A 25,709-nucleotide genomic window follows, 5' to 3' on the forward strand; every position below is an offset into this window, starting at 1 on the left:
TTCATAGGAATATACGTCAAAGTTGTACCCCGAAGTTTAGATCCGCCCAAAAAGTATGGTTATTTGTTTGGCTGACCAGTGGTCCCTCCACCACTGATGGATCGCCTGAATCTATCCAGGTAGCATTACCAGTCAGACCTACAAAGAAGTAGAGGTCCATCATTTTAGTTTTGCGGAATGGATTGTATCCAAACTGTGCTTTGGCCGTGTAGATTAGGTTGGGGTCCAGAAATGAATCTCCGTTTTCCACCAGATTAGTTACTTGCAAGAATGCTTCATAGAAGTATTGGTTCTGAGCCAGTCCTGCCGGACCTTTTTTCTTTTGATTGCCTAGAGCATAGCTGTATCCATTGCGATCTCGCTGACCATCCCAACTGTAAGTCAGAGCACTCAGGAGCTTTTTGGAGCCTGTCGCCATCTCGATATTGTAGCGAAACATACGGTTGGTATGTGCACGAAGAAATCCATTAATATCCCCAGCGAGGTTCAATAGTCCGACTGGATATTGTGGAATCTTGTCGGAGATATTAATCAGTCCAAGCTGTGCAAAACCAATGTCCTTACCGTAATTAACCAAACCTACCTGATAACCATCTCCGTTTTCAAATGCGAGGTTGAACAGTCCTAGCTGCATCCAATAGAAGCGGTTTTCGCGGTAAATGTGACTATTTCGGTTAGATACTGCATTGAACCCACCAAATTGCAATCCATCCAACTCATGATTCACATAATTAAACAAGGCAAAGAGCTGCGTGCCGGACATCATCCTGGCGCGATTAACCACTAAAGCTGATTGAAAGCCAAGTGCCATGTCTCCGACTCGATTGGATACCAGCGAGATTTGTCCTCCAGAAAGCGCTTTGTTTACATCGTTATGAATGGAACTAATTTGTATTCCATCAAGTGTACCTGTGACAAGATTGATGCCACCGCTTAATTGTCCTCCGAATCCCCCACCATTGACGCCATTGATCAGTCCAGCCACCTGTATCGCCCCAAACTCTGCCAGGCTATCGCGGTGCTGTCGAACTTTGAGAAAGGGATATGCTCCCAGTATATTGGAAATTCCAGCGATGTTGATGCCCTGACTTCTCTGTACCTGGAAGTGACTGATACCGGCAATGCTCAGGATGTTATTGGCATAGGCATGGCCTGAGAAGAGATTGATGGAGACATTGTGTTCGTACTTAAGGCCGTAGACTCCCGTACTACCAAACCCAGGGACAACTCCAAAATGGAAAGGTTTGAATTGGACAAAATCAGGATTTTGGGCATAGGCTAGCTGTACTGCCAGGAGCAGCGCTATCAAGGTGATTCTTTGCATAACACGTTTACATTAACACTAGAGGACTAACGTATGCTTACTTGGATTCGTACACGAATCGAGTGCTCTAGACAGATTGTAGATCTAAAGTCAATTGGGATGACTGTCACTCGCATATGAATGAAGAGGTTTTAAAATGCAATGAAGACCAACAAGTCCTAATATGTTGCTGTTAGCTCGGGGAGTTTGATTCGTATCTATTTACTAAAATCTTGATCAAGTGAATTGTTGCAACAGCAAAAGCCTAACTACACTTCGAATGCCCACAATTTTTGCATTTTAAGCAACCTTCCTCGAAGATCAAACCTTCTTCATCGCCACATTTGGGACAGAGGTGATCCTTTGCATGTGTGCCCTCTGGAATGAACTTTTTTAAGGCACGATTCACTCCATTTTTCCAGGTATTGATGTGGTTGCGGTCAAAATTGAGGTTGTCAATCAAATGGATCACGTCTACCAGGGGCATCCCATGTCTCAGGATACCCGAGATCAATTTGGCATAATTCCAAAACTGTTGATCAAAAGAACGGGAAAGACCAGCTATTAATACCTCATAGCCCTGGCTATCTACAAAGCGGAAATCATAGCGAGTCCTGTTTTGAGAATCCTTGGTACGGATGATCCAGCCATCTTTCACATAGTCGGGCAAAGCAAAGGAATCCTCAGCCCGACCAGTAAATATTTCATATGGTTTTCCGTTTAGTAACCCCACAAAAGCCATCCAGCTCTCTTTTTCATTTTGAAAACGAACGACCTTAGCCAACAGCTCCTTTGGACGTTTGGGCGCTTTGGTCTCGATGATGTCCTCTTCCTTTTTTTCATCCTGGCTGACCAGTACTCCTGTTCTGGACCCATCCCGATAGACAGTAATTCCTTTGAGACCTTGTCTCCAGGCTTGTCGATAAATTTCGTCTACTTCCTCTACTGTGGTCGAGGCTGGCAGGTTGATAGTGGAGCTGATAGAATGAGTGACATATCGCTGTATTAACGCTTGCAGTTCAATACGTTTTTGCCAGTCTATTTCAGGAGCAGTGGCTCCGGCATACGGACTCTCTTCTATGGACTTTTTCGGATAGAGAGCTTTCCATTCTTCCAGCTTGGCATGATAGACATCAAACTCCTCCCAGCGATCTCCGGATGCATCTATGAAAGTTGATTCTTTGTCAGACTGCTCTGAGGCTTTGCGTCGACGCTTGTATGAAAGCATGAACACCGGTTCGATTCCTGAAGAGGTTAGAGCCAGTAAGCTAACAGTCCCCGTTGGTGCCACCGTTGATATGGAGATGTTGCGGCGGCCATGAGTCATCATACGCTCATAGGTTTCTGGGAATTCTTTTTCCAAAAACGTCACAAAGGCAGAGGTCTTCTCTATTTCAGGATCAAATGCCTCAAAAGCTCCCCGTTCAATGGCCATATCCACCGAACTATCAAACTCTGCCTTGCATTTGGTAGCCATGATTTGTTGGACTAGATCTAAAGCCTGGTCGCTATCAAATTTTACTCCCAAAGCAGCCAGGGTATCAGCCAGTGCCGTGAAGCCAAGTCCCGTTCTGCGACCCTTCTTGCCATTGCTGTGTAGATGATTCCAGGTGTCTGCCTCCACATGCTTGATATGCCCGGGCTCCGGATCATTCGCGATTTTTTCAATGATTTTGTTGACATGCTCCAACTCCAGGTCCACCAGGTCGTCCATCAAACGCTGACCTTCATAGACTACTTCGTAAAACAGATCGTGGTTGAACCGTGCTTCAGAGGTAAATGGCTGTTTGATAAAACTAAAGAGATTCAACGCCATGAGTCGACAAGAATCATTGGGCTGCATGGCAATTTCCGAACATGGGTTGGTGGAAGCGTTCTCAAATTCCGGGTAAACGGAAGAGGTGCTATAGATGTGCTGCTTGTCCCAGTAAATGATCCCAGGCTCTGCGGTATGGTGTGCAGCTTTGATGATGGTAGACCAAAGTTCTCTGGCATTGATCGTTTTAGAAATGATCGGCTTCTCACTATTGATTGGCCAATGCAGCGTGAAGTCATCGCCGCTATGTACCGCCTGCATGAATGCATCGGAAACGCGTACGGACAAATTCGCACCTGTGACTTTCGTTAAATCCTGTTTGACGGTGATGAACTCTACAATGTCCGGATGGGCAATATCGATGGTCAGCATGAGTGCTCCACGGCGACCATTCTGACTCACCTCTCGTGTAGTGTTGGAAAAGCGCTCCATAAATGAAACGATACCTGAAGAAGTTCCTGCTGCATTGTGTACGGCCAGACCTTTTGGTCGGATGGTGGATAGATCAAAACCTACCCCACAGCGGCGTTTACAGAGCTGGGCGATTTGCTGGTCCGTGTAGAAAATACCTCCATAGGAATCCACAGGCGAATCAATCACCACACAGTTGCTAAGCGATCCGGTGAGGTGTGGGTTGCCCAGTAGTGCCATGACACTACCTTGAGGGATCAGGTATTTGAAGTCTTTGAACAACTCAAATATGACTGATTCCTTGAGTGGTTTACGTCGTTGGCCGTATTCACTGAGATTGGATTTATCCGTTTTTACCTGCTGGTAGTCGTGTTCGATTCGATAAAATTCACGAGCCATACGCTCATGCATGTCATCCGGGGTAAGTTCCAAAAACTGATGATCTTCATTGATCATGCAGTATTTGTTGACCCAGGTAGTAGCGGCCAACTCATCACCTCCGAAATAGAGCAAAGCGGCTTCCAATACATCTTCGCGTGAGTAAGTGGAGTTTTCCAGGAGTAAATCAGACATCAGATAGAGAAGTTTATGATTAGGCTAAAAACTGGATCAAAGGAAATAGGAGCTGGTTGGAAAGTGTATGACTCAGGTCATAGAGTGGTATGTTTGGTGTCAAGGTCCTTTATTCCCCTGAATTACTAATGAAAGATTGAAATTCTCCTTAATTGATTGGAATGGGTCAGTTTGGTTGGCAAAATAGGGATATATCTCCTTACACGGAAAGTAATTATTGAGTCATTTCTTGTACAAAGCAACAAAATATATAACTTGTACGTTTGTACAACAAACTTCGTTTGATTTGACCTTTGACTACCTGAATTTCTTAGAAATGGAGAAGCTAATGGAACACAAGTGGGATCTAGAGTTGATGAAGCTCGTATTGAATTAGAATAATATGAATCATGGACGAGCTGAAGCAGAACTCTGATTGCTCCATTTCTCTGTGGTTAGGTAAAAAGAAAACTATGAAAGGAGAAACCATAGGCGAACTGGAAGAGCTGGTACTTCTCACAGTAGGATCCCTGCAAGAGGAAGCTTATGCAGTAGCCATACTTGATGAAATTATTGAGAAGACTGGACGTAGTATGGACGTGACGGCCATTCACTCGGTGCTTCGTAGACTGGAAAAGAAGGGTCTGGTCAAATCCGAAATGCGTGGGGCGACACAGGAGCGTGGTGGTCGACGCAAACGCTACTTTACCATGACTCCAGCCGGGCGTGCTGTCCTGGATGACAACATGGCCGTGCGCATAGAGCTGTATCAGAAGCTGCCGAAACTGACTTTCTTCGGTATTTGACGGAACCACAGAGATCGCTGAGAAAACAGAGTATATAAACCTCTGAGTTCTTTGATTCTCTGCGTTTAGAAGAATATGCGACAAGAAAGAAAGTGAAAGTTAAGATTGCTCAACCACGGAGATCACTGAGAAAACCGAGTAGATAAACCTCTGAGTTCTCCATTTCTCTGCGGTTAGATAGAAATTAATTGATAAGAATGCTTAACCACAGAGAGCACGGAGTAAATAAACCTCTGATCTCTCCGATTCTCTGCGGTTAGAAAACTTCTGCGGTTAGAAAAAAATGACTAACAAAACCAACCATACCGACCCACCTCAATGGGCCATGCACTTCCTGCACTGGTATTGTAAACCAGAGCTGCTGGAAGACCTGGAAGGCGACCTGCTGGAGCTCTACGACCGGAAGGTGGAAGCCAAAGGTGTGCGGGCAGCCAACCGACTATTCACCTGGTTGGTGTTGCGTTCGTTTCGGTGGTCGGCGATTAAAAAGAATCATAAACTCAAAACTCAAATACCCATGATTACAGGACAAAATTTCAAAGTAGCGGCACGAGTGCTGTGGCGAGATAAATTCAATACCTTCCTCAATGTGTTGGGACTGACTATCGGGATACTATGCTTTGTGCAGATGGGACTTTACGTAGCACAGGAGCTGAGCTTTGACCACATGCACACCAAAAAAGACCGGATTTATCGTACCTATCTTTATGAAGACTATGGCGATGGTCGGATCTTCTTCAACTCCGTGACCCCCATTCGTTTTGAGCCACTCTTCGAGGCAGAGTTTCCAGAATTCCAATCGGTGGTACAACGAACAGAACGCACCTTTGCCGTCACCAAAAAAGGTGAAAACTGGATCAACGAGAGTGTGGCAGTGGTAAGTCCTGACTTCTTTGAGGTCTTTGACTTTGAACTCATTCATGGAAATACCAATCAACCCTTGCAAGGCAGGTACGATCTGATCATCTCAGAAGATTATGCGCAGAAATACTTTGGTCGGGATAATCCTGTTGGGGAAACACTAACCTTCAATATCAATGAAGAAGAAACCGCTTTCACCATCACCGCAGTATCGGCTAGCATTCCCGAAAATTCCAGCATCCAGTTTGACCTGGTGATTTCTAATGAGCTGAACAAGACGATTTTTGGTGAAGGGGCATTGACCGGATGGACCTCTGTGAGCCAGGAGACGTTTGTGCTAGTGAGTGAAAATGCGAGCATCAAAACCGTCAATGAAAAATCACAGGATGTATTGATGAGTTATCTCGGTGAGGATTTTGAGCGGGACCAGTATACGATAGGCTTTCAGCCATTGACGGACATCCATCTAAATCCCGAAATACCAGCTGGAATTGCGCCGGTGAGTAACCCGACCTATGTGTACGTGCTGGGGATCATTGGATTCCTGGTGCTGCTGATCGCCTGTGTGAACTACACCACCCTGTCCATTGGCAAATCTATCAAACGTGCCAAAGAAGTAGGCATGCGCAAGATCCTGGGAGCGGGCAAGAAGCTTCTTGTGGGACAGTACCTGACGGAGAGTATATTAATTGCGCTAGTATCGATGGTAATTGGAACTGTCATTGCCATTCTTAGCATCCCAACCTTTAACCGACTCACTGGCGTATCTCTGGTGTATGACTTTGCCTGGTGGCATGTGGGACTGTTCCTGTTGATCGGATTGCTAATCGGCACACTGGCTGGTTTGTACCCATCTTTTGTGCTGACGAATATCCGTATCATGACCATCATGCAGTCGTCCAACACTTCAGGTGGCAAGCACTGGGTACGCAAAGTGATGGTCACATTTCAGTTTTTAGTGACAGTGCTCCTCATTAGCAGTACGCTGATCATGAAGAAGCAGATTGGCTACTTGCAGAGCAAAGATTTGGGCTATGAATACGAAGCGGTGATTTCGGTTCCTTTGTTTGCCGAACAAAACGGCCGATTTGTGGAACGCTATATGAGTGCACAAAACAATGCTCGACTGCTGCAGCAAAATCTCGAAAAGCATCCTGAGTTGACCAACTTTACCACGTCCAGTCATGCGTTTGGCACCAATGGATGGATGCACCTCGCCTTTGAGGACATTCGGGGCAATTTCTTGTGGTTTCGATTGCTTGGAACAGATGCCGACTTTGTGGAGTCTTTTGACCTAAAGGTAGTGGAGGGGCGAAATTTTGAATCGGACAACACGGCCGATGAACGCCAGTCGATCTTACTTAACGAAACTGCTGTAAAGTACTTTGGGTTGGAAAACCCACTGGAAGAGAAGCTGCCAGGCGCTGACTTTGGGGAGCACCGGATTATCGGGGTGGTAGAAGACTTTCATTATTCTTCTCTGCATGAGGAGATAGAGCCGCTGGTGATCACGCAGAGCCTGATTCCGGTGTTTCAGGGAATCTCCGATGCAGACTTTACCGATTCACCCATTCCCAAGCTGCTGTTTAAGTATACAGGGACTCAGCTGACTACTGTCAATGACATCCTGCAGGAGGAGTGGAAGCGCACCTTTCCCAATCGTAATCTTGACTATGAGTTCATGGATGAGAACATCGCACGCCAGTACGAAAATGAAGCGCGCCTCAACAAGCTTATTGGCGTAGCAACCTTGATTTCAATAGTGATTGCGTCCATTGGCTTGTTGGGCCTGACTGTTCTGGTGGTCAACAGCCGTGAGAAGGAAATAGGCATCCGTAAGGTGATTGGCGCCTCTCCAGCACAGATCTTTGGCTTGCTGGCCAAAACATTTAGCTGGCAGCTAGCCTTAGGCGTGATCCTGTCCATCCCGCTGACCATCTGGCTGATGGGTATATGGCTCGAAGACTTTGCCTATCGGGTAAGCATCGGCGTGGACATGTTTGTGGTGAGCACGCTGCTTTCTGTGGTGATTGCACTGCTAGTCATCAGCTACCACAGCTGGAAAGCGACAAGAATCAATCCTGTGAAGAGTTTGAGGGCGGAGTGACACTCACCGTAACCGAATAATCAAAATGTGACTTTCGACAATAGACGAGGCTTGTAGGATCGGAGAATAATCTTAAAGAGCAACACTTCCTGTAAATTAGCGTAGGTTATTCAGCACCGACCTAACATGCAGTTGATTCAGGATTTTCAGAATGGAGACAAGCGTAGCTTTGAGTACATCTTTGGTGAGCTTTACCAAAGGGTCTGTGCTTACAGCCATCGTTACCTCACAGACAGCCAGGAGATAGAAGATCTAGTGCAGGATGCTTTCATTACGCTCTGGAACAAACGCACCGATTTTGAGCATATCAATGCTATCAAGTCCTTTCTCTACACGACCGTTCGAAACAAGTGTCTCAACTCACTGAAGCACCAAACAGTCATCCGAGAGCATGAAAGCCGACTGATCTACGAACTGGAAAACGCGGACAAAGAACAAGCGGTCATCGAAGAAGAGTACTATGGCCACCTCTACAATGAAATCAAAAACCTACCAGAGGGAAGTCAGAAGGTGATGTTGCTAGCATTACAAGGACTTAAAAACAAAGAAATCGCTGACGAACTCGACATCTCCGAAAACACTGTCAAGACCCAAAAGAAGATCGCCTATGCCAAGCTGAAAGAGCGTCTCAGTCCGATGTTGTTTAGTTGGTTATTGATGGTTTGATAAACCTAATCAACTTTCCCCGTTTCAAGAGGAACAAGAAAGGGGTTGGATACTCAGCAGATTCCCCGATCTCCATTGCGCTTCGCTTTACTCCGTCGTGGAATGACGAAGAGAGCAGTCGTCATCCCACGGATTTCTACCTGATACCTCGGGAGAAATTCCGGGGGATCTGAAATAGAACTTTACATGTGTCAGGCAAACTAAGAAACAAGATGAATCATTCTATCATTGGCAGATTCCCCTGATCGGGCACCCCTAGTCGGGCACCCCAATCTCCACTACGTTGTGTTGTGGAATGACGAAGAGAGCAGCCGTCATCCCACGGATTTCTGACCCGATCACTTTGGGGGAAATACCGGGGGATCTTGAGTCATGTCGAATAGAGTTTGAGGCGAAGAAATAAATATCAAAAAAACTCACTCCCTCACTTCACCCACTTCGCAAACTCGATTGTTTTATGTCCGTAATTGTGAAAACCATGAACGACCGATTTGACATAGCCGAGCTGATCCACAAACACTTCAAGGGTGAACTCACACCGGATGATGAGTCAAGATTCCTGGAGTGGTTGGGGCAAAGTGATAAGAATAAGGCACTATTCGAATCTCTAAAAGATCATCAGCAGGCCCTGACCCGCTGGGAAATCTACCAGCAGTTTGATGCTGACCAAGCATGGCAAGCCATGCAAGCTCATCTGGAGAAGCCAAAAGTGATCACTTTGCACACTCGTCTTTGGAGATATGCTGCAGCCATTCTGCTTCCTATCCTAGCTGTAGGAGCCGTGGTTTACATCCTTCAAGAGAGCACTGAACCACTAGCAGGAGTAGATGATTCGATCCTACCTGGTAAGGAACAAGCTACCTTGATCCTGGCAGATGGGAGCGAGGTGGAGTTGGTGCCTGATCAGTCCACCAAAACCATCGCACAGGGAGGAACTAAAGTCACCAATCAAAACAAAACCATCCGGTACGAATCCATCACTCATGAGGCAAAACCCTTGGCAGTGGTGTACAATGTACTCAAGACACCAACAGGAGGCACATACCAGTTGGAACTTGCTGATGGGACTCGTGTGACATTGAATGCGGAATCATCCCTGCGCTATCCAGTCTCTTTTTCTGACTCTACACGTACGGTTCATCTCTCAGGTGAGGCCTACTTTGAGGTAACCCACACCGGCAGTCCATTTATTGTGCAAAGCGAATCGCAGCGAGTGCAGGTCTTAGGCACAGAGTTTAACGTGATGGCTTATGCCAATGAGACTTTGGTTCAAACGACTCTGGTCGAAGGAAGTGTGCAGGTTGAAACCAATTCACAAAAGCGATTACTCAAACCTGGTCAACAAGCTGTTTTGGAGGCGGAAAATCTGGAGGTTTCATCGGTGGACACACAGAAATATACCGCATGGAAGTCAGGCAAATTTCAATTTAATAATGCCTCCATGGATGAGGTAATGCGGAGGTTGGCGCGCTGGTACAGTTTCGAATATGAATTTGAAAACGAGCAGTCTCGGGAACTTCATTTCACCGGGCGTATAGACAATCGACAAAAAATCTCTGGTATCCTGAAGATGCTGGAGGCAACAACTACGGTCCGCTTTGAATACACTGACAAGCGGATCATTATTCAATAAAAAAATGGGAAATGCGGCAACATCTCCCATTTTATTTCTAATCAAAAGACGTGACAATCTTTCAATCAATTAAAGGTATGAAAAATCTAATCAAAATTCACACTACCAGGTTCCGGCAGCTGCTCATCATAGCGCTGGCAGTTCTATTATCCTTGCTGTATCGTTCTGCTTTTGCGCAGGAGCAGCTGATTAGTTTGGACTTAAAAGAAGCTAGCTTTTCAGAGGCAATTGATGAGTTGACCAGACAAACCCAGATCAACTTTATTTACAATGAAGAGGAAACCAAAGACGTGACGGCAATCACGTTGAAAGTGTCTAACGTGACTGTGGAAGTAGCCCTGTACCAATTGCTTTCCGACACGAAACTCCAATACAAAAAAATCAATGAGACTATCGTCATCGGACCCAGGCCGGAGATCCCCAAATCAGACACTCCGGGCTTCAAACAGACGCTTCGCGGTACGATTTATGACAAGGACTCACAGGCACCGTTATCCTTTGCGACAGTACAGGTGATCACTTCTGAGACAATCAAAGGTGCCATTACCGATATTGATGGCAACTTTGCCATTCCCAACTTACCAATCGGTAGGCATTCACTAAAAGTATCATTCGTTGGTTATGAAGATGCATATGTCAATGACATCCTGTTAGGTACAGGTAAGGAGACCGTAATTAAAGTGGCGCTAGCGGAGCAATTGACTTCTCTAAACGAAGTGGTGGTGACTGCCTCTAACGGACTGCCTATCAACGAGATGGCTACTGTCAGTGCCAAATCCTTCAATGCCGAAGAGACCAAACGATACGCAGCAAGTATCAGTGATCCAGCACGAATGGCGCTGGTATTTGCGGGTGTAGCCACTACAGATGATGCCTCCAATGAGATCGTGATCCGTGGCAATTCTCCCAACTGGATGCTTTGGAAGCTGGAAGGTGTGGAGATCCCAAGTCCAAATCACTTTGCCGAGGAGGGTTATTCTTCTGGAGCGATCAGCATCTTGAGTGCCAATATGCTGGGCAACTCGGACTTTTATACCGGCGCTTTTTCAGCCGATTATGGCAATGCTCTATCTGGTGTATTTGATCTGAAATTACGCAATGGTAACAATCAGGAATACGAGCACACTTTTCAGGCAGGAGTTTTAGGCGTAGATTTTGCGTCAGAGGGTCCATTCAAAAAAGGATACAATGGTTCTTACCTATTCAATTATCGCTATTCTACTTTGGGATTGCTGAATGCATTGAACTTTGAAGTTTCAGAAAATGCGCTACCACAATACCAGGACTTGTCGTTCAAAATGAATCTGCCTACTAAAAAAGCAGGCACCTTTTCTGTTTGGGGGATTGGAGGTTTGAGCCAGGCAGTGGAGCATTTTGAGCCAGACAGCATCGAGCAGGATGACTGGCAGTATGGCTATCATGACGACACCTACACTGGCATGTATGCTTATGGTGTGACACACAATTACTTCATTGACCAGAACTCTTTTGTAGAAACAGTAGTATCTCATTCTAAAAGCTTTAGCAGAGAAAACTACGAGGAGATGGATTCCACCTGGACGCTTTATCCTCAGTTTCAGGATGGACTGAACAAAGGTTCCGTTCGATTGAGTTCTTATTACAATAGAAAGGTCAATAGTCGGCTCACTATGAGATCGGGAGCTATCTTGAGTCGCCTTGACTATGACTATGAGTCTAAAGAATGGGATAATACCGCGGATGACTGGAATGTAGAAATAGATACCAGAGGACACACCTATTTATTCCAGGGCTATGCTCTGGGAAAGTATAAGTTCTCAGACAAATTGGTCGCTACGGGAGGGTTGCATTTCACTCGTTTTGAGCTGAACCAGGATCAAACCATTGAGCCCAGACTGAGCCTTGCCTGGGAGCTGGCAAAGCAACAGAAACTAACTTTTGGCTATGGGCGCCACAGTCGTCATGAACACCTTCCGCTATATTTCGTTCGCACATATGGAGAAAATGGACAAATCTACATGCCCAATAGAATGCTGAATCTGACTCGGGCATCGCATTATGTTTTGGGATATGAAAAGGCCTTTTCAAAAACACTCCACTTTAAGGTGGAAGGTTACTATCAGCAAGTCAACAACCTCCCAGTTCCAAACAATCCATCCCACTATTACACGCCAATCTTTGGCGGTTTCAGCGACGTGGATACGTTGGTCAACAAAGGCAAGGCCCGAAACATTGGGCTGGAGTTCACTTTGCAACGCTTTTTTGCCAATAACTATTACTTCCTGGTGACCAGCTCCGTGTTTGACTCCAAGTACCAGCCGCTTGACGGCAAGTGGTACAATGGTCGGTACAACCTCAACTATGTTAATAATTTTGTCTTTGGAAAAGAATGGAAGTGGGGTGACAATAAATTGATAGGTCTCAATTCCAAAGTCATGTGGACTGGCGGCAAGCGTCAATATCCGATTGATCTGGAAACCTCCAGGGAAGAAGAAGGAACCTATGTGTTGGATGATCAGCCCTGGGAGCTGCAAACGAAAGATTACTTTCGTATAGACCTGGGATTGAAGGTTCATTTTTTCAAAAAAGGAAAAGAACAGGTCGTGTCCCTCGATATTCAGAATGTGACCAATCGCTACAATACCTGGGCACAGTACTACAACCCACAGTCCGGTCAGGTGGAAGACTCCACCATGGCCGGTTTGATTCCGATATTGAATTATCGATTGGAATTTTAGATCAAAATCAACTCAAAAGAAAGGACTGTCATTGAGAATTGACGGTCCTTTTCTAATCCTCCAGTTCACGATTAATGTGTTGGATCAAGCTGACCGCAGCACTATTCACCTGGTGGTAGTAATCAATGATGAACTCCCTGTTATATTCTATCTTGTTCAAATAGGTTAGGAACAGTTTTCTTTCTGCTTCAGTCAGTTTTACGGGTTGCACAAAGCGCACTAATTTACCAGACTCGTCGTAATGAAACGACTCAGCTAGTAGCTCACTGATTGGCTCAAAATAATTGTCAAAAAACTGATTCTCTGCATAGCTTTCTTCGAGCTTTTCGAGCACCTGGAAATGAAAATCATACATGGCAATGATCTCAAGCCTCAGCGAATCATCGTCAATCAGCTCCAGACCTTTGGATTTTAATGACTCATATCCAGATTTGTTTTGGATGGAAATGAAGTCTCGAAGTAGCAGTCTGAATTGTTCGTTGGCGGTACTGTCAGGGAGCTCTTTATTGTCAATTAAATCACGAAAATACGTGCATGCTTCGATTCCTCGCCGATGGCCAACAATATTGCCCCGCATGTCTGCCGTGTCCAACTGAAGTCCATTTCTGATCTCAGTCAAGATCTTGGTTTCTGTATGCTTGTCTTTTCGGTTTTCACTCCAGGTATTGAGGAGGAAGGCTACAGTAATCCCAGCAAATACCGTGAGAAACTCAAAGGCATAATAGCGTGCCTTTCTTTTTTTACCTCGCTTGGTCTCTTCCATTATATAAATATAGATGAGTTCTGTTTCTTGAGCGCATTCGGTTCAAAGCTTGTTGCATGGCTCATTTCTACTACCTTATTTTTTCTTCAGTACGATCGGGAAATCGTGGCCTATTGAGAACGTATTGGGATACTGAGGCATGTTCTTGTACTTCATGGAATAGGCCGGTACCTGATCATCGAGGAATGACTTGAGCTCATACACAGTTACTTTTTCATCGGCAGGAGCACCATCCGCTTTGCCTTTGAGTGCTTCAATCACCGTATAGGTGAACAGACCGTGCCCCAACTCCTGGAATTCGGTGGCTGTTTGATCCGATCCGGCAGCTGCCAGAATGTGTACTCCAGCACTACGTGATAGTTGGGCTAATGCTTTCTCTTCTCCGGCGCCCCTTGAGGCTAGTAGCTGGGTGGATCCACCAGAGTGACAAGCATCAATGAAGAGCACCTGCTTCAGAGCTTTAATGGATTTTAGTCGTTCAACCACTTCTGGAACGGGTAGGGCCTCTTGCTCCAGAGCTGCTTCCTCATAGAGTCGTGTGCAGTTAGTCGGGATGAAGTAGAATTTGTCATTGAGCATATTTCCATGACCGGCATAGTAGAAGTAGAAAACATCTGTTGGTTTGATCACTTGGGAGAGTTCATCCAGCTTTGTCAGAATATGGTCTCGCGTAGCATCCTGATCTGTAATAAGTATCGTTTCGACTTTGGTGAAGAGCGCCGCGCCCTGCTCACTTATCAGGTTGGTGATGCTTAAGGCATCATCCACAGCATAGTTCAGGTTGAGCCTGGGATTGGCATATTGATTGATTCCAACTGCAAATACGTAGCAAGCAGCCGTGGGCTCATCAGCCGGACGGTTGATTCGCACTTCATCTGGTTTTGATTCTATCCGGTTATGACCAAAGGCGGAGGCCTGGATGACGTTGAGTCCAGGGACTAAATCCAAGAAGTAGGATTTAGCTAATGATCTCCCAGAGTGTGTGGGTTCAAACTCGGTGTCTGCGATGACTCGTTTTCCATTTTGCAGCACTTTCAGTTCCTCAATACCGCCTCCCTGGTCAGTTATTTTGATGATTACTTCGGTCCTGGAAGTTGCTATTTCCCGCTCACGAGGATAGACGATTTCAACAACGGGTGGCGGTACACTGACGATCTGACTGCCTAAATTTCCTGTGGTCCGTTGCAGACTGCTTCCAAGCAGGTCTACAGTTAGAGAAGGCTGAAAGTATTTTTCAAAAAATTGTTCGAGGCTGTAAAGAGATTTTCCCTGCACAAAATACATGCTTTTCATCCCTTCCTGCGTGGCATAAAAATGCCCTGAAGGCAACATGGTGGTCCACCGGTTTCGGTCCAAAACGAGGTGAGTGTACACTTCTTTTTGAGATTCCATGTCCCAGACTTTGATGGTCCCATCCTGACTGCCAGAGATCAGATGAAGTCCATCGTCAGTAAAGCTAAGTGAAACTATGGCGGACAGATGGCCGACAAATTCAAATTGCTGGTGTCCGTTCCGATCATAGATCCGAATCACATTGTCTGCAGCTCCCGTCGCAACAAGGGTTTCATCGGGGTTGAATGTGGCACAATAAACCTTATCAGCGAGCTTTTTACCAATTTGGATAACCTTGCCACCATAGTACAGATCTCGTAAGAATACCTGACCATCCCACCCTGTGGTGAGAAGTGTTTTGCCATCTTTGGTGGTTTGTATGTCATGTAGCCGATCTTCATGTGAGTCAAACTCCACCACCACATCTCCCGTTTTTGGATCTCTCAAAGACTCCCCCCATGTAACCAGGCCCGTGGAGGTGTAGTGAACACTCATGGGGGTGTTATAACCATCTGATGCTGCTCTTGGCAAGTCCTGAAGGTATGCGCCGGAGTTAGAATCCCATGCGACCACCCTGCCGCTCATGTCTATGCTGATCACTTGTTTGTTGTCTATGCTGAACCCGACCGTCAGAACTCCCTGGTAAAGCCGGCGAGACCATAGCGTATCAGCTGTGGCTACATCGTGTACAAACAGTGATCCATCAGCTGCACTTGATACCAGGAGCTGCTGGTCTTCGCTGATGGCCAGACCCAGTACCATATCGTCATGAGCTGGAAAACTACTGGTGATTTTGCCGGTGGTGTAGTCCCATGCCAATACTTGCTTGCCAACACGCTCGATAATGGTTTTTGGGGGCAGGAATAGGTGTTTTTTCGTGGACTTCATGATCCAGTAATCCAGTAGATTGTCTGTGAGGTGTCCTTTGAATAGCCGCGTGGCTTTGAGATTGTTGGAGTTTACCAGCTGTGGGACAGCTCCCCGATTTAGTGCCAGCGTATCAGTGATGGGATGAAAAACCAGGTTGCTGATCTGGTTAACATTTTCAATTTCTAGTGATCGGATCAGTTTGCCTGTGCGCAAATCAAATGTGTGATATCCGCGGTTATCGTCCCTTTCAAATTGGCCTTTGACTCCATTGAGATATAAAGCCAGCAACTTACTGCCATCATTGGTTATGGCCAGGTCATTGAACTTAAATGCTATGCCTGTACCAATATCCTGAGGTGCCAATAGTACACGTGGTTCTTTTTTAGGGTCTACCCACCACTGGATTATTCCCTGTACCTGCGAGCCTATGACAAATGACTCGCTATCTGGTAGAAAGGCAACAGAGGTAATGCCTGAGTGACTGAATCTGCTTTCATAGTGCAGGCATTCATTGACGAGTTTTCGCTTGGGGATATTCCACAGACTGACCTGTCCATTTCGATCTACGGTAACGAGCCATTTCCCATCCGGACTCACATCCATTGAGTGCTGACAGTTATAGTTGCAGTAGGAGCGCTCTCCATCTAAAGTAGCGACGGGTTCTACTTTATCAATAGACCAAATCGTGGCTACTTTAGGTCCTGCAGTTATAAATTCTTTTCCATTGGGGAGGAACTGGCCACTTTGTAAATATCCATCGGTTACTTCATATGTTTTGAGTAATCGTCCAGAGTGTACTTCGAAAACTAGAGCCTTGCCACTTTGAACCACTGCCAGGAGCAGGTCACCAGCAGGATTAAAATCCAAAGACTCTACGTTGTCTTTACAGTCAATATGTCTCAGCTCGCGACCAGACGCCATGTCCCACAAAATGATGCTGCGATCATAGCCGCCGGATGCCAGGATGGTGCCATCATTACTAAAAGTCATGGCAGATACGCTGCTGTAATGACCGGCCTCTATCCGAAGCTCTATGGGTGAGTCCTGAGCTGTGGATCGCACAAGACTAAAAATCACGGTCGCAAGAATCAGAAGGAATCGCATGTGGCTATTGGCTTGACTAAGCCAAAGCTAACTGAATTAGACCATGAGAAACAAAAAAAGGCAGAATCTGCCTTTGCACTATTAGCTTCTCTTACCGGATCTATTCAGATTCCACTAGTTCAGCCTTCTCACTTTCTTCGGACTCATGACCGAAGTAACGTTTTTGGAAAATAAGGATGAAGGTGATTCCTAAAAATATGGAGGCATCGGCTACATTAAATACTGGCCACAAAGCCATATAGTCTCCCCCGATAAAAGGAACCCATTCGGCAATACGTCCTTCCCAAATGTCGATGTAAAACATATCTACAACCTGGCCATAAAACCATGGAGTAGGCGCATCGAATGGTGCATTGTCGAGCCATACTCCATAGAAAATACTATCCACCAGGTTGCCAATAGCTCCGCCAAGAATCATGGCAATACAGATGAGCAATCCTTTATTACTTTCTTTCCTGTAAAGCGTGTAGAGATAATATCCGATGGCCACCATGGCTCCAAGGCGGAAGATGGTCAGTACCAGTTTACCATTATCAATGAAGCCGATCTCCATGCCGAAAGCCATCCCCGGGTTAGTCAGGTAATGAAGCTTAAAAAAGTCTCCTAAGACCTGAATCTGCCCTTTAGATCCTTTGAGCATATTAAAATGCACGGCCATTTTCACAGCCTGATCGATGCCTATCACCAGCAAGCTGATGAGGTAAAACAAGTATAAAGGGGTTCTTTTTTTCTCCATTGTTCTAGTAAGTAGTCAATAAACCATAGTCTACAGACATTTATTTGTAATTTGTTAGTCGATAGGCCAAAGTCAATTGACGCCAGATTAAACTGTTGACTATTTATCTATTGACTATTTGGCCACTTCCAAATCCACACTCATCTCCAAACCGTCGATATCCAGGGAAGTTCCGTTATTCACTTGTTCAACATACTCCAATGAAAGCGCCTGGGTTTCCTTTTGTATGTAGTTTTTATACGATTCTACGGATTTTTTGAGTAAGTCATCGGTTGTATGATAGCTTACGTTTATTTTATCCTGCACCTCCAGTCCCTGATCTTTTCTCAGGTTTTGAAGTCTGTTCACCACATCTCTGCTGATACCTTCCTGTTTCAATTCATCGGTGATGGTGATATCAAGAGCGACTGTCAGGCCATCTTCACTGGCCACCAGCCATCCTGGAATATCTTCAGAAGTGATTTCTACATCATCGAGTCCAAGAGAGATCGTTTCACCGTCAAGTTCCAGGGCATAGGCACCGGTTTTTTCCAATTCTTTTATTTGTTCCTGACCCATTTGGTTGATCAATGGAGCAAGTAGCTTCATTTTTGGTCCAAAGGTTTGACCCAGTTTACGGAAGTTTGGTTTAATTTTCTTAACCAGAATGCCTGATGCATCATCTACGTATTCGACCTCCTTCACATTGGTTTCTGAGATGATCAGCTCTGCTACTTTCTCAATTCGAGCTTTGTCAGCTTCATTCAGAATAGGTATCAGCACCTTGTGCAATGGCTGACGTACTTTGATCTTTTCTTTCTTTCGCAAACTATGCACCAGAGAAGAAGCACTTTGTGCCAGGTGCATGCGTTTTTCTAGTTCCTCGTCAATGAGTGACTCATCTGCTTTCGGGAAGTCTGCGAGGTGAACAGACTCACTTTTATCCAAACCAGAAACAGCATTCAAATCCTTGAATAATTGCTCTGAGTAAAATGGGGCAATCGGAGCAGAAAGCTGAGCCACAGTGCTCAATGCGGAATAAAGTGTCTGATAAGCTGCTTCTTTGTCTTCATCGTATTCGCCTACCCAGAACCGTTTTCTGTTCAGACGAACATACCAGTTACTCAGATCATCCATCACAAAGTTTTGGATGGCTCGGGCAGCTTTGGTGGGCTCGTAATCATTGAATGCCTCATCCACTTCCTTGATCAGACTGTTCAGCTTGCTGATCACCCATCGGTCGGATTCCGTTCGCTTTTCCATGGGTACGGAGCCTTTGGAGAAATCAAACCCATCCAGGTTAGCATACAGTGCAAAGAATGAATAGGTATTGGATAAGGTGCCGAAGTACTTTCGCTGCACCTCTGCTACTCCTTCTATGTCAAATTTGAGGTTGTCCCACGGGTTGGCGTTAGAGATCATGTACCAGCGCGTAGCATCCGGACCAAACTTGTCCATCGTTTCGAATGGATTGACCGCATTACCAAGACGCTTAGACATCTTGTTACCGTTTTTGTCCAGAACCAGACCATTGGCAATCACATTTTTGAAGGCTACACTGTCATTGAGCAATACGGCAATCGCGTGAAGCGTAAAGAACCAACCACGAGTCTGGTCTACACCTTCCGCAATGAAATCTGCAGGATAATTGGCATTAAATGTTTCATCGTTTTCAAAAGGATAGTGCCATTGTGCATACGGCATAGCACCCGAGTCAAACCAAACGTCAATCAGATCTGGCTCGCGGTACATCGGTTCACCGTTAGAAGCTGTGAGGATCACATCATCTACATATGGTCGGTGTAGATCAAAATCATCTCCGATCTCTTCTGTCATATGGCCAGCAGTAATGGACTTCTTCACTTCTTCCTGAAGCTCAGCGATGCTGCCGATACACTTTTCTTCTGATCGGTCTTTTGTCACCCAGATAGGAAGCGGTGTTCCCCAGAAGCGCGATCGACTCAGGTTCCAGTCCACCAGGTTCTCCAGCCAGTTGCCAAAGCGTCCGGTACCGGTAGAGGCTGGTTTCCAGTTGATGGTCTTGTTTAGGTCAACTAGTCTGTCTTTTAGTGCAGTGGTCTTGATGAACCAGCTGTCCAAAGGATAGTAGAGCACGGGTTTATCCGTTCTCCAGCAGTGAGGGTAGCTGTGTTCGTATTTTTCTACTTTAAAAGCTTTATTCTCTTCTTTGAGTTTGATGGCGATGAGTACGTCAGTTGGCTTAAAGTCCGGATCGTTGCGAGTGGCATCATCGTAGTACTCCTCTTTCACAAACTTTCCAGCAAAGTCGGTTACTTCATCCACGAACTGACCTTTCTTATTGACCAATGGCACATCGTAGCCTTGCTCATCTTTCACCAGTACAGCTGGAACGCCGTTTTGCTGAGCTACTCTAAAGTCATCTGCACCAAAAACAGACGCTGTGTGTACTACTCCGGTACCGTCTTCGGTAGAAACGAAATCACCCGGTATCACTCGGAAGGCATTTTTCTCCAATCCCTCGTTGGTCACATAAGGCATGAGTTGCTCATAGCGGACTTCTAGAATGTCTTTTCCAGTAAACTCACTGACAATTTCAAACGGGACAAGCTTGCCACCAGCCTGATAGTCTTCGAATTTGATTTCTTTCGCCTTGTCAGAGAAATAATTGCCTACCAGATCCTTAGCCAATACGGCACTAATAGGTTCACCTGTATACTGATTGAAAGTTTTTACTTTCACGTAAGTGATCTTCTCGCCCACAGCCAGTGCACAGTTGGATGGTAAGGTCCATGGGGTGGTGGTCCAGGCGAGGATTCGAACATCTTCGTCAGCTGAATCGAAAAGGAACGCAGACTTGTCGTCTTTCTTCACTTTGAACTGGGCCACGATGGACGTGTCTTTCACGTCTTTATACGTACCTGGTTGGTTGAGCTCGTGAGAGCTAAGTCCTGTTCCCGCCGCAGGGGAGTACGGCTGAACGGTATATCCTTTGTACAGGAGCCCTTTATCATAGAGTCGTTTGAGCAAATGCCACAGCGTCTCCATGTACTTCTGGTCAAAAGTGATGTAGGGATCATCCAGATCCACCCAATAACCCATTTGCTGAGTCATGCGGTCCCATTCGTCTTTGAAACGCATCACCGTTTCTTTGCAGCGCTGGTTGTACTCAGCTACAGAGATTTTTTTGCCAATGTCGTCCTTCTTGATGCCAAGTTCTTTCTCCACCTGGAGTTCTACAGGAAGTCCGTGTGTATCCCAGCCACCTTTACGTTTGACCTGGTAGCCTTTTTGCGTTTTGTAGCGACAGAACACATCTTTCACTGCACGAGCCATCACGTGGTGAATACCTGGTGTTCCGTTGGCGGAGGGAGGACCTTCATAAAAGGTGAATGTTTCGGCTCCTTCACGCTCGGTTACTGACTTCTCAAAGATTTTTTGGTCAGTCCAAAATTTCAATACCTCTTCTGCTATTTGAGGGTAACTGACCTGCTTGTACTCTGGATATTTAGCCACCTTAATCTTCTAAAATTTTTATTGGTTCTTATCAGTCTCTTCTTCGTCATCCTCTTCATCATAGTCTGCTTTCGCAAAGTCCTCGATATAGGGATGATCCTCTTCTTTGATCTTACCGGTATCAAATTGCAACAGCAACGACGGCAATACGATCAGGTTGGTGAACATAGCAAACAACAGGGTGATGGAAGTTAGTTTCCCAAGTGCCACCGTGCCGCCAAATTCGGATAATGTAAAAATCACAAATCCACAAAATAGAATAATGGACGTATAGATCATGCTGGCACCGGTTTCTCTCAAGCTGCGGCTTACCGCAATTGGCACGAAGAAATTGTGCGCATGAAGCTCCTGACGGTATTTGGCCAGGAAGTGAATGGAGTCGTCTACAGAGATCCCAAATGCAATACTGAAAATCAGTGCAGTACTAGGCTTCAATGGAATACCCCAGTAGCCCATGATGGCCCCAGTCAGAAGAAGCGGAATCATGTTGGGTACCAGGGAGATGACAATCATTCGGAAATTTTTAAACAGAATAGCCATAATCACCGCAATGATGAAAAAGGCGAAAATCATGGAGGTAATCAGATTGTCGATCAGGAATTTGTTGCCTTTGATGAACAACGGAACAGTTCCCGTGACCTTAACGTCCATTTTGCCTTCATCAAAGATTTCGTCTATCCGGGGGCTGATGACCTGATTGACGAGTGAGTCCATTTTTTGTGAGCCCACGTCTGGCATTTTCAGTGAGATTCTGATCAGCTGACCAGTACTGTCTACAAAATTTTTAGAAACTCCTGCTTCGTCGCTTTCTTCTTTGAGATAGCGGAGGATGAATGCACTCTCCCGATTATTGGGTATGGAATAGAAGGCTGGACTTTGATTGTAAAATGCCTGCCTGGCAGCTTTAATAAAGCTAACTACTGATACCGGTTGTGAAATACCTTCCAGTGAGTCCAGGAACAGCTCAAACTCATTGATCTTGCGAAGGTTGCTTAGTTTCTGTACCCCTTTCTTGGTGCCTGTGTCCACGATGATCTCCAAAGGCATCACGCCACTAAAGTTCTCTTCAAAAAAGGCCAATTGCTTGGCCAATGGGCTATCTTCAGGTAGGTCATCTACCATGTAAGAATTCGATTCTAGCTTGGTTAGCCCATAGACAGAGGCAATCACGATCAGGATGGTGGCTGTAAATACCAGTTTGCGATGCTTGTGAACCAGCACGTCCATTCCAACCAGCGCACCATTTAGCATTTTGAAATCCAAATGCTTCAGATGTCTATCAGAAGGAGGTTTGAACAGTGAGAACACCGACGGGATCATGATCGTGCTCACGATGAACGTACACATGATGTTGATACCTGCCACTATACCAAACTCCATCAGGATGGGAATACCAGTAAACACTAATACGAAGAACCCAACAGCCGTAGTGAAGTTGGTGATGAAGGTTACGATACCGATGTTTCGGATGATTTTACCCAATGCTTTCATTTGGTCCCCATGAGTGCTGTATTCATGGTGATACTTATTGAGCATGTAGACGCTATTCGGTATGCCTATGACCACAATGATGGATGGAATCAGTCCAGTTAGCAATGTGATCTTGAATTGGAACAGTGAAACGGTTCCTAGTACCCAAACCACAATCACCCCAATGATGATCAATGGAAAAATCACGGCCTTTAGAGATCGGAAAAAACCAAAGAGGATCAGCCCGGTTACGATGACCGAGTAGATCAGAAATTTATTCAGCTCTTCTTTGATCTTAAGCGTATTGACCGATCGCACATAAGGCAGCCCGGCGTAGTTAACACTTATTCCGGTATTCTCTTGAAACTGGTCACCTGCTCTTACAATGTCGGCGACCATCGTATGACGGTACTCAGAGTTGAGTGCTTCTTTTTCAACGGTCACTAATATCAGAGTAGCTCCATTGTCTGGGTTGATCAGCTGACCGGAGTAGAATTTAAGGTCCATAGCGAATCGGAGCATACTGTCGAGTTCCGATTGGTCTTCGGGGATTTCTGGAAAAACAGGTTTTAGTTCAAATTGTCTTTTTTGATCATTCTTAGAGAGCATCTGAAGGTTGGCCAGGCCGAGCACATCTTTTACGCCTTTGATACTTTCTAGCTCATTCGAGAGATATTTAAGTCTGCGGAAGTTATCTGCTTCATAGAGCGAACTATCCTTAAATCCCAGAGCCAAAATGTTTCCGTCCTCACCAAAGGTTTGTTTGAACTGTCGGAAATAGACCTGATCTGGATCGTCCTCAGGCACAATATTGGCCATATCATAGGACCACTGGATGTACTGTGCCTGGTACGCCATGAATACTGTGATCAACCCTAAAACCGTCATTAGGGTGATCCTGTACTTAAGAATGATATTGGCTAATTGTGTCCACATGGAAAATGAAGCTGCAAATGTAATGATTTTATCAGTTCTGACGACCTTAATAACTGATTGATAAAGAGGTTGTTGGTTGAGTGGGAAAATTACGGTTTAAGGCTGAGTTGTTTGTTAGGTGTATTTCTGTTAGTTCGTGATTATATCCCCCCTTTGGAGGGGGTTAGGTGGAGGTGTGAATTGTCCTAGATTAAGATGGTAGGTATTGTTAGGGTTTATTTCTTCTTTTAGGTAAATCCAAATTTTTGGATTCAACAATGCTTGTCGCTACTTGAAATACAGTTTCATAGACATGATCAATGTTTTCTAACACCTGCTCATCTGAAAATCTTATCACTTTGAATCCAGCATCTTCTAATTTTTGTTGTCTGATCTTATCATTTCTGGCCAAGGATTCAAAGGAATGTGTAATTCCATCAGCCTCGATTATTAACATAAGCTCCTTACACATGAAATCAGCAATGTAGTTTAACACAGGCCTTTGACGTCTAAACGTGAATCCAAGAATCTTACCAGCACGAAGGACATATTTCCAAAGGCAAGCTTTTGCTTTGGTCATTTGCTTCCGATTCTCCTGAGCAAATAGCTTAAGTCTTTTGTTGTAACCGAAGTTATTGGATTTATTCGCTTTCATTTCCTCCCCCTTTCTCACCCTCCAGAGGGGGAAACCAATACTGAAATTTAGATTTCAAACCTTACTCGTTGGCAAGGAAAACCCATAGATTGTCTTGTACAATTTGATCGCATACGAGTCTGTGAGACTGGAAATGAAATCTGTGTTGACCAACAGTAGTTCATAGACGGTTTTTTGCTTTCTCAGCTTGCTTTGGATGGCTTGCGGTAGCAGCCTGAAAACCGATTTCATACGTGGTGTATGGGCGTCTTCATCATAGTACTTTGTGTAAGAAGCCATGCAAAATGATTCCATCAGCTTACCAATCACCTCAAAACCTCCGGCTTCACGTTCCAGCACTTGTTTGGAGCGGTAGATTTTTTCAATGGACAAAGAAGCGATTTTATTGAGAGCTTCACCTGCCGGAATATGTTCGGTCAAAGCTCCGTCAAACTCCCCGGTCAGAATCGCTTCATCCTGCTCTAGAAAAAGGGTAACACACTGCTGAATGAGCTGAGAAATAGCCAATGCTCGTAAAAGCCCTAGTTTCTGGTTGACATCATCGGATCGCTCCAGTTTTTGCTCATCATAGTTTTCTCCAATGATAGCTGCCATCAGATCCCTTGTTTGCTCATAAGGAACCAATCCCAGGCGGCATCCATCCTCCAGGTCTATGATGTTGTAGCAGATATCATCAGCAGCCTCTACCAAAAAAGTGAGCGGGTGTCTGGCCCACGATTCATCACCTAGTTGCTTTAGACCCATGGTCTGTGCTAATTCAGAAAATTGCTCCAGATTACTTCGGTAATAACCATATTTCTTTTGTGACTTTCGGTTCTTATCCCTGGGAGCATGTGAGGACTTTGGATATTTGGTAAATGCTCCCAGAGCGGCAAATGTAAGTCTCAAACCTCCATTGTCGTCATCATTTAAGATCCGAAAGCCTTGAGCATTTCCTTCAAAACTGATCAGGTCTGACCACTCTTTCTGATCCACTAGTTTTTGAAATTCCTGGCCCTTAGGATTATCTGTAAAAAAAGACGAAATAGCCGTTTCTCCAGAGTGTCCGAATGGTGGATTGCCTAAATCATGGGCGAGACTGGCTGCTGCTACGATTCCCCCAAAATCATGAAAAGTATAACCTGCTTCAGCGAGTTGTGGATACTTTTTCAGCAAGTGTTCGCCAACTGCTTTTCCAAGGGAGCGACCCACGCTGGATACTTCCAGACTGTGCGTCAGACGGGTGTGTACAAAATCATCTTCCGGAAGTGGAAACACCTGAGTCTTATCTTGAAGTTTTCTGAAGGGATGGGAAAAAATCAGGCGATCATAGTCTTGCTCAAATCTACTCCGGCTGTCATTGGCCACTACTGCCTCACTCTTATCTCCGAATCGCTTAGGTGAAAGTAATTGTATCCAGTTCATTCTATTCAGCGAATTTGTCCGCAAGTTAACCCCCTCAGATTAATCTGGGGTAAAAAGTATCAAATCAGCGGTATCATTTAAATTCTTTAGTTTTAAAATTTTTGAACCTAACCA

14 protein-coding genes are annotated in these 25,709 nt (G+C 45.2%); 5 read left to right on the forward strand and 9 right to left on the reverse strand.

Annotation, left to right across the window (positions count from 1 at the left end; genetic code table 11):
* Nucleotides 1-16 precede the first annotated feature (16 nt).
* Both ACO067_RS13340 and ACO067_RS13345 read right to left on the reverse strand, forming a co-directional pair.
* Nucleotides 17-1,324, reverse strand: a complete 1,308-nt coding sequence (locus ACO067_RS13340; RefSeq protein ID WP_421874844.1) for a hypothetical protein — start codon at nucleotides 1,322-1,324, stop codon at nucleotides 17-19.
* A gap of 244 nt (nucleotides 1,325-1,568) precedes the next feature.
* Complete coding sequence (locus tag ACO067_RS13345) at nucleotides 1,569-4,103, reverse strand: adenosylcobalamin-dependent ribonucleoside-diphosphate reductase (RefSeq protein WP_421874845.1); 2,535 nt, start codon at nucleotides 4,101-4,103, stop codon at nucleotides 1,569-1,571.
* 389 nt (nucleotides 4,104-4,492) lie between these two features.
* Here ACO067_RS13345 and ACO067_RS13350 point away from each other — a divergent pair, with 389 nt between their 5' ends.
* The 5 genes from ACO067_RS13350 (at nucleotide 4,493) to ACO067_RS13370 (ending at nucleotide 12,872) form a co-directional block, all read left to right on the forward strand.
* Complete coding sequence (locus tag ACO067_RS13350; RefSeq protein WP_421874847.1) at nucleotides 4,493-4,888, forward strand: PadR family transcriptional regulator; 396 nt, start codon at nucleotides 4,493-4,495, stop codon at nucleotides 4,886-4,888.
* Between the two features lie 283 nt (nucleotides 4,889-5,171).
* Nucleotides 5,172-7,856, forward strand: coding sequence for an ABC transporter permease (locus ACO067_RS13355; protein ID WP_421874848.1), 2,685 nt, complete (start codon nucleotides 5,172-5,174; stop codon nucleotides 7,854-7,856).
* A 126-nt stretch (nucleotides 7,857-7,982) separates the two neighbouring features.
* Nucleotides 7,983-8,522 (forward strand): RNA polymerase sigma factor, encoded by a 540-nt coding sequence (locus ACO067_RS13360; protein ID WP_421874849.1) that lies wholly within the window; start codon nucleotides 7,983-7,985, stop codon nucleotides 8,520-8,522.
* A gap of 457 nt (nucleotides 8,523-8,979) precedes the next feature.
* Nucleotides 8,980-10,155 carry a FecR domain-containing protein gene (locus ACO067_RS13365; RefSeq protein WP_421874850.1) on the forward strand — a complete coding sequence of 392 codons (1,176 nt, stop codon included), beginning with the start codon at nucleotides 8,980-8,982 and terminating at the stop codon, nucleotides 10,153-10,155.
* A gap of 77 nt (nucleotides 10,156-10,232) precedes the next feature.
* Entirely contained in the window at nucleotides 10,233-12,872 is a 2,640-nt protein-coding gene (locus ACO067_RS13370; protein WP_421874851.1) for a carboxypeptidase-like regulatory domain-containing protein, read from the forward strand.
* Between the two features lie 52 nt (nucleotides 12,873-12,924).
* On the opposite strand, the gene ACO067_RS13375 is transcribed toward ACO067_RS13370, so the two are convergent.
* The 7 genes from ACO067_RS13375 to ACO067_RS13405 all read right to left on the reverse strand — a co-directional run bounded on the left by ACO067_RS13375 (nucleotide 12,925) and on the right by ACO067_RS13405 (nucleotide 25,595).
* Complete coding sequence (locus ACO067_RS13375; protein ID WP_421874853.1) at nucleotides 12,925-13,635, reverse strand: hypothetical protein; 711 nt, start codon at nucleotides 13,633-13,635, stop codon at nucleotides 12,925-12,927.
* Nucleotides 13,636-13,710: 75 nt separating this feature from the next.
* Entirely contained in the window at nucleotides 13,711-16,941 is a 3,231-nt protein-coding gene (locus ACO067_RS13380; RefSeq protein WP_421874855.1) for a caspase family protein, read from the reverse strand.
* Nucleotides 16,942-17,041: 100 nt separating this feature from the next.
* Nucleotides 17,042-17,677 carry a lipoprotein signal peptidase gene (locus ACO067_RS13385; protein WP_421874856.1) on the reverse strand — a complete coding sequence of 212 codons (636 nt, stop codon included), beginning with the start codon at nucleotides 17,675-17,677 and terminating at the stop codon, nucleotides 17,042-17,044.
* A 114-nt stretch (nucleotides 17,678-17,791) separates the two neighbouring features.
* Nucleotides 17,792-21,151, reverse strand: coding sequence for an isoleucine--tRNA ligase (ileS, locus tag ACO067_RS13390; protein ID WP_421874857.1), 3,360 nt, complete (start codon nucleotides 21,149-21,151; stop codon nucleotides 17,792-17,794).
* A gap of 18 nt (nucleotides 21,152-21,169) precedes the next feature.
* Entirely contained in the window at nucleotides 21,170-23,557 is a 2,388-nt protein-coding gene (locus ACO067_RS13395; protein ID WP_421874858.1) for an efflux RND transporter permease subunit, read from the reverse strand.
* Nucleotides 23,558-23,765: 208 nt separating this feature from the next.
* Nucleotides 23,766-24,191, reverse strand: coding sequence for an endonuclease domain-containing protein (locus ACO067_RS13400; protein WP_421874859.1), 426 nt, complete (start codon nucleotides 24,189-24,191; stop codon nucleotides 23,766-23,768).
* A gap of 54 nt (nucleotides 24,192-24,245) precedes the next feature.
* Nucleotides 24,246-25,595, reverse strand: a complete 1,350-nt coding sequence (locus ACO067_RS13405; protein WP_421874860.1) for a deoxyguanosinetriphosphate triphosphohydrolase — start codon at nucleotides 25,593-25,595, stop codon at nucleotides 24,246-24,248.
* Nucleotides 25,596-25,709: the final 114 nt, after the last annotated feature.

Source organism: Marinoscillum sp. (assembly GCF_965229915.1).
In the GTDB taxonomy this organism is placed as follows: domain Bacteria; phylum Bacteroidota; class Bacteroidia; order Cytophagales; family Cyclobacteriaceae; genus Marinoscillum.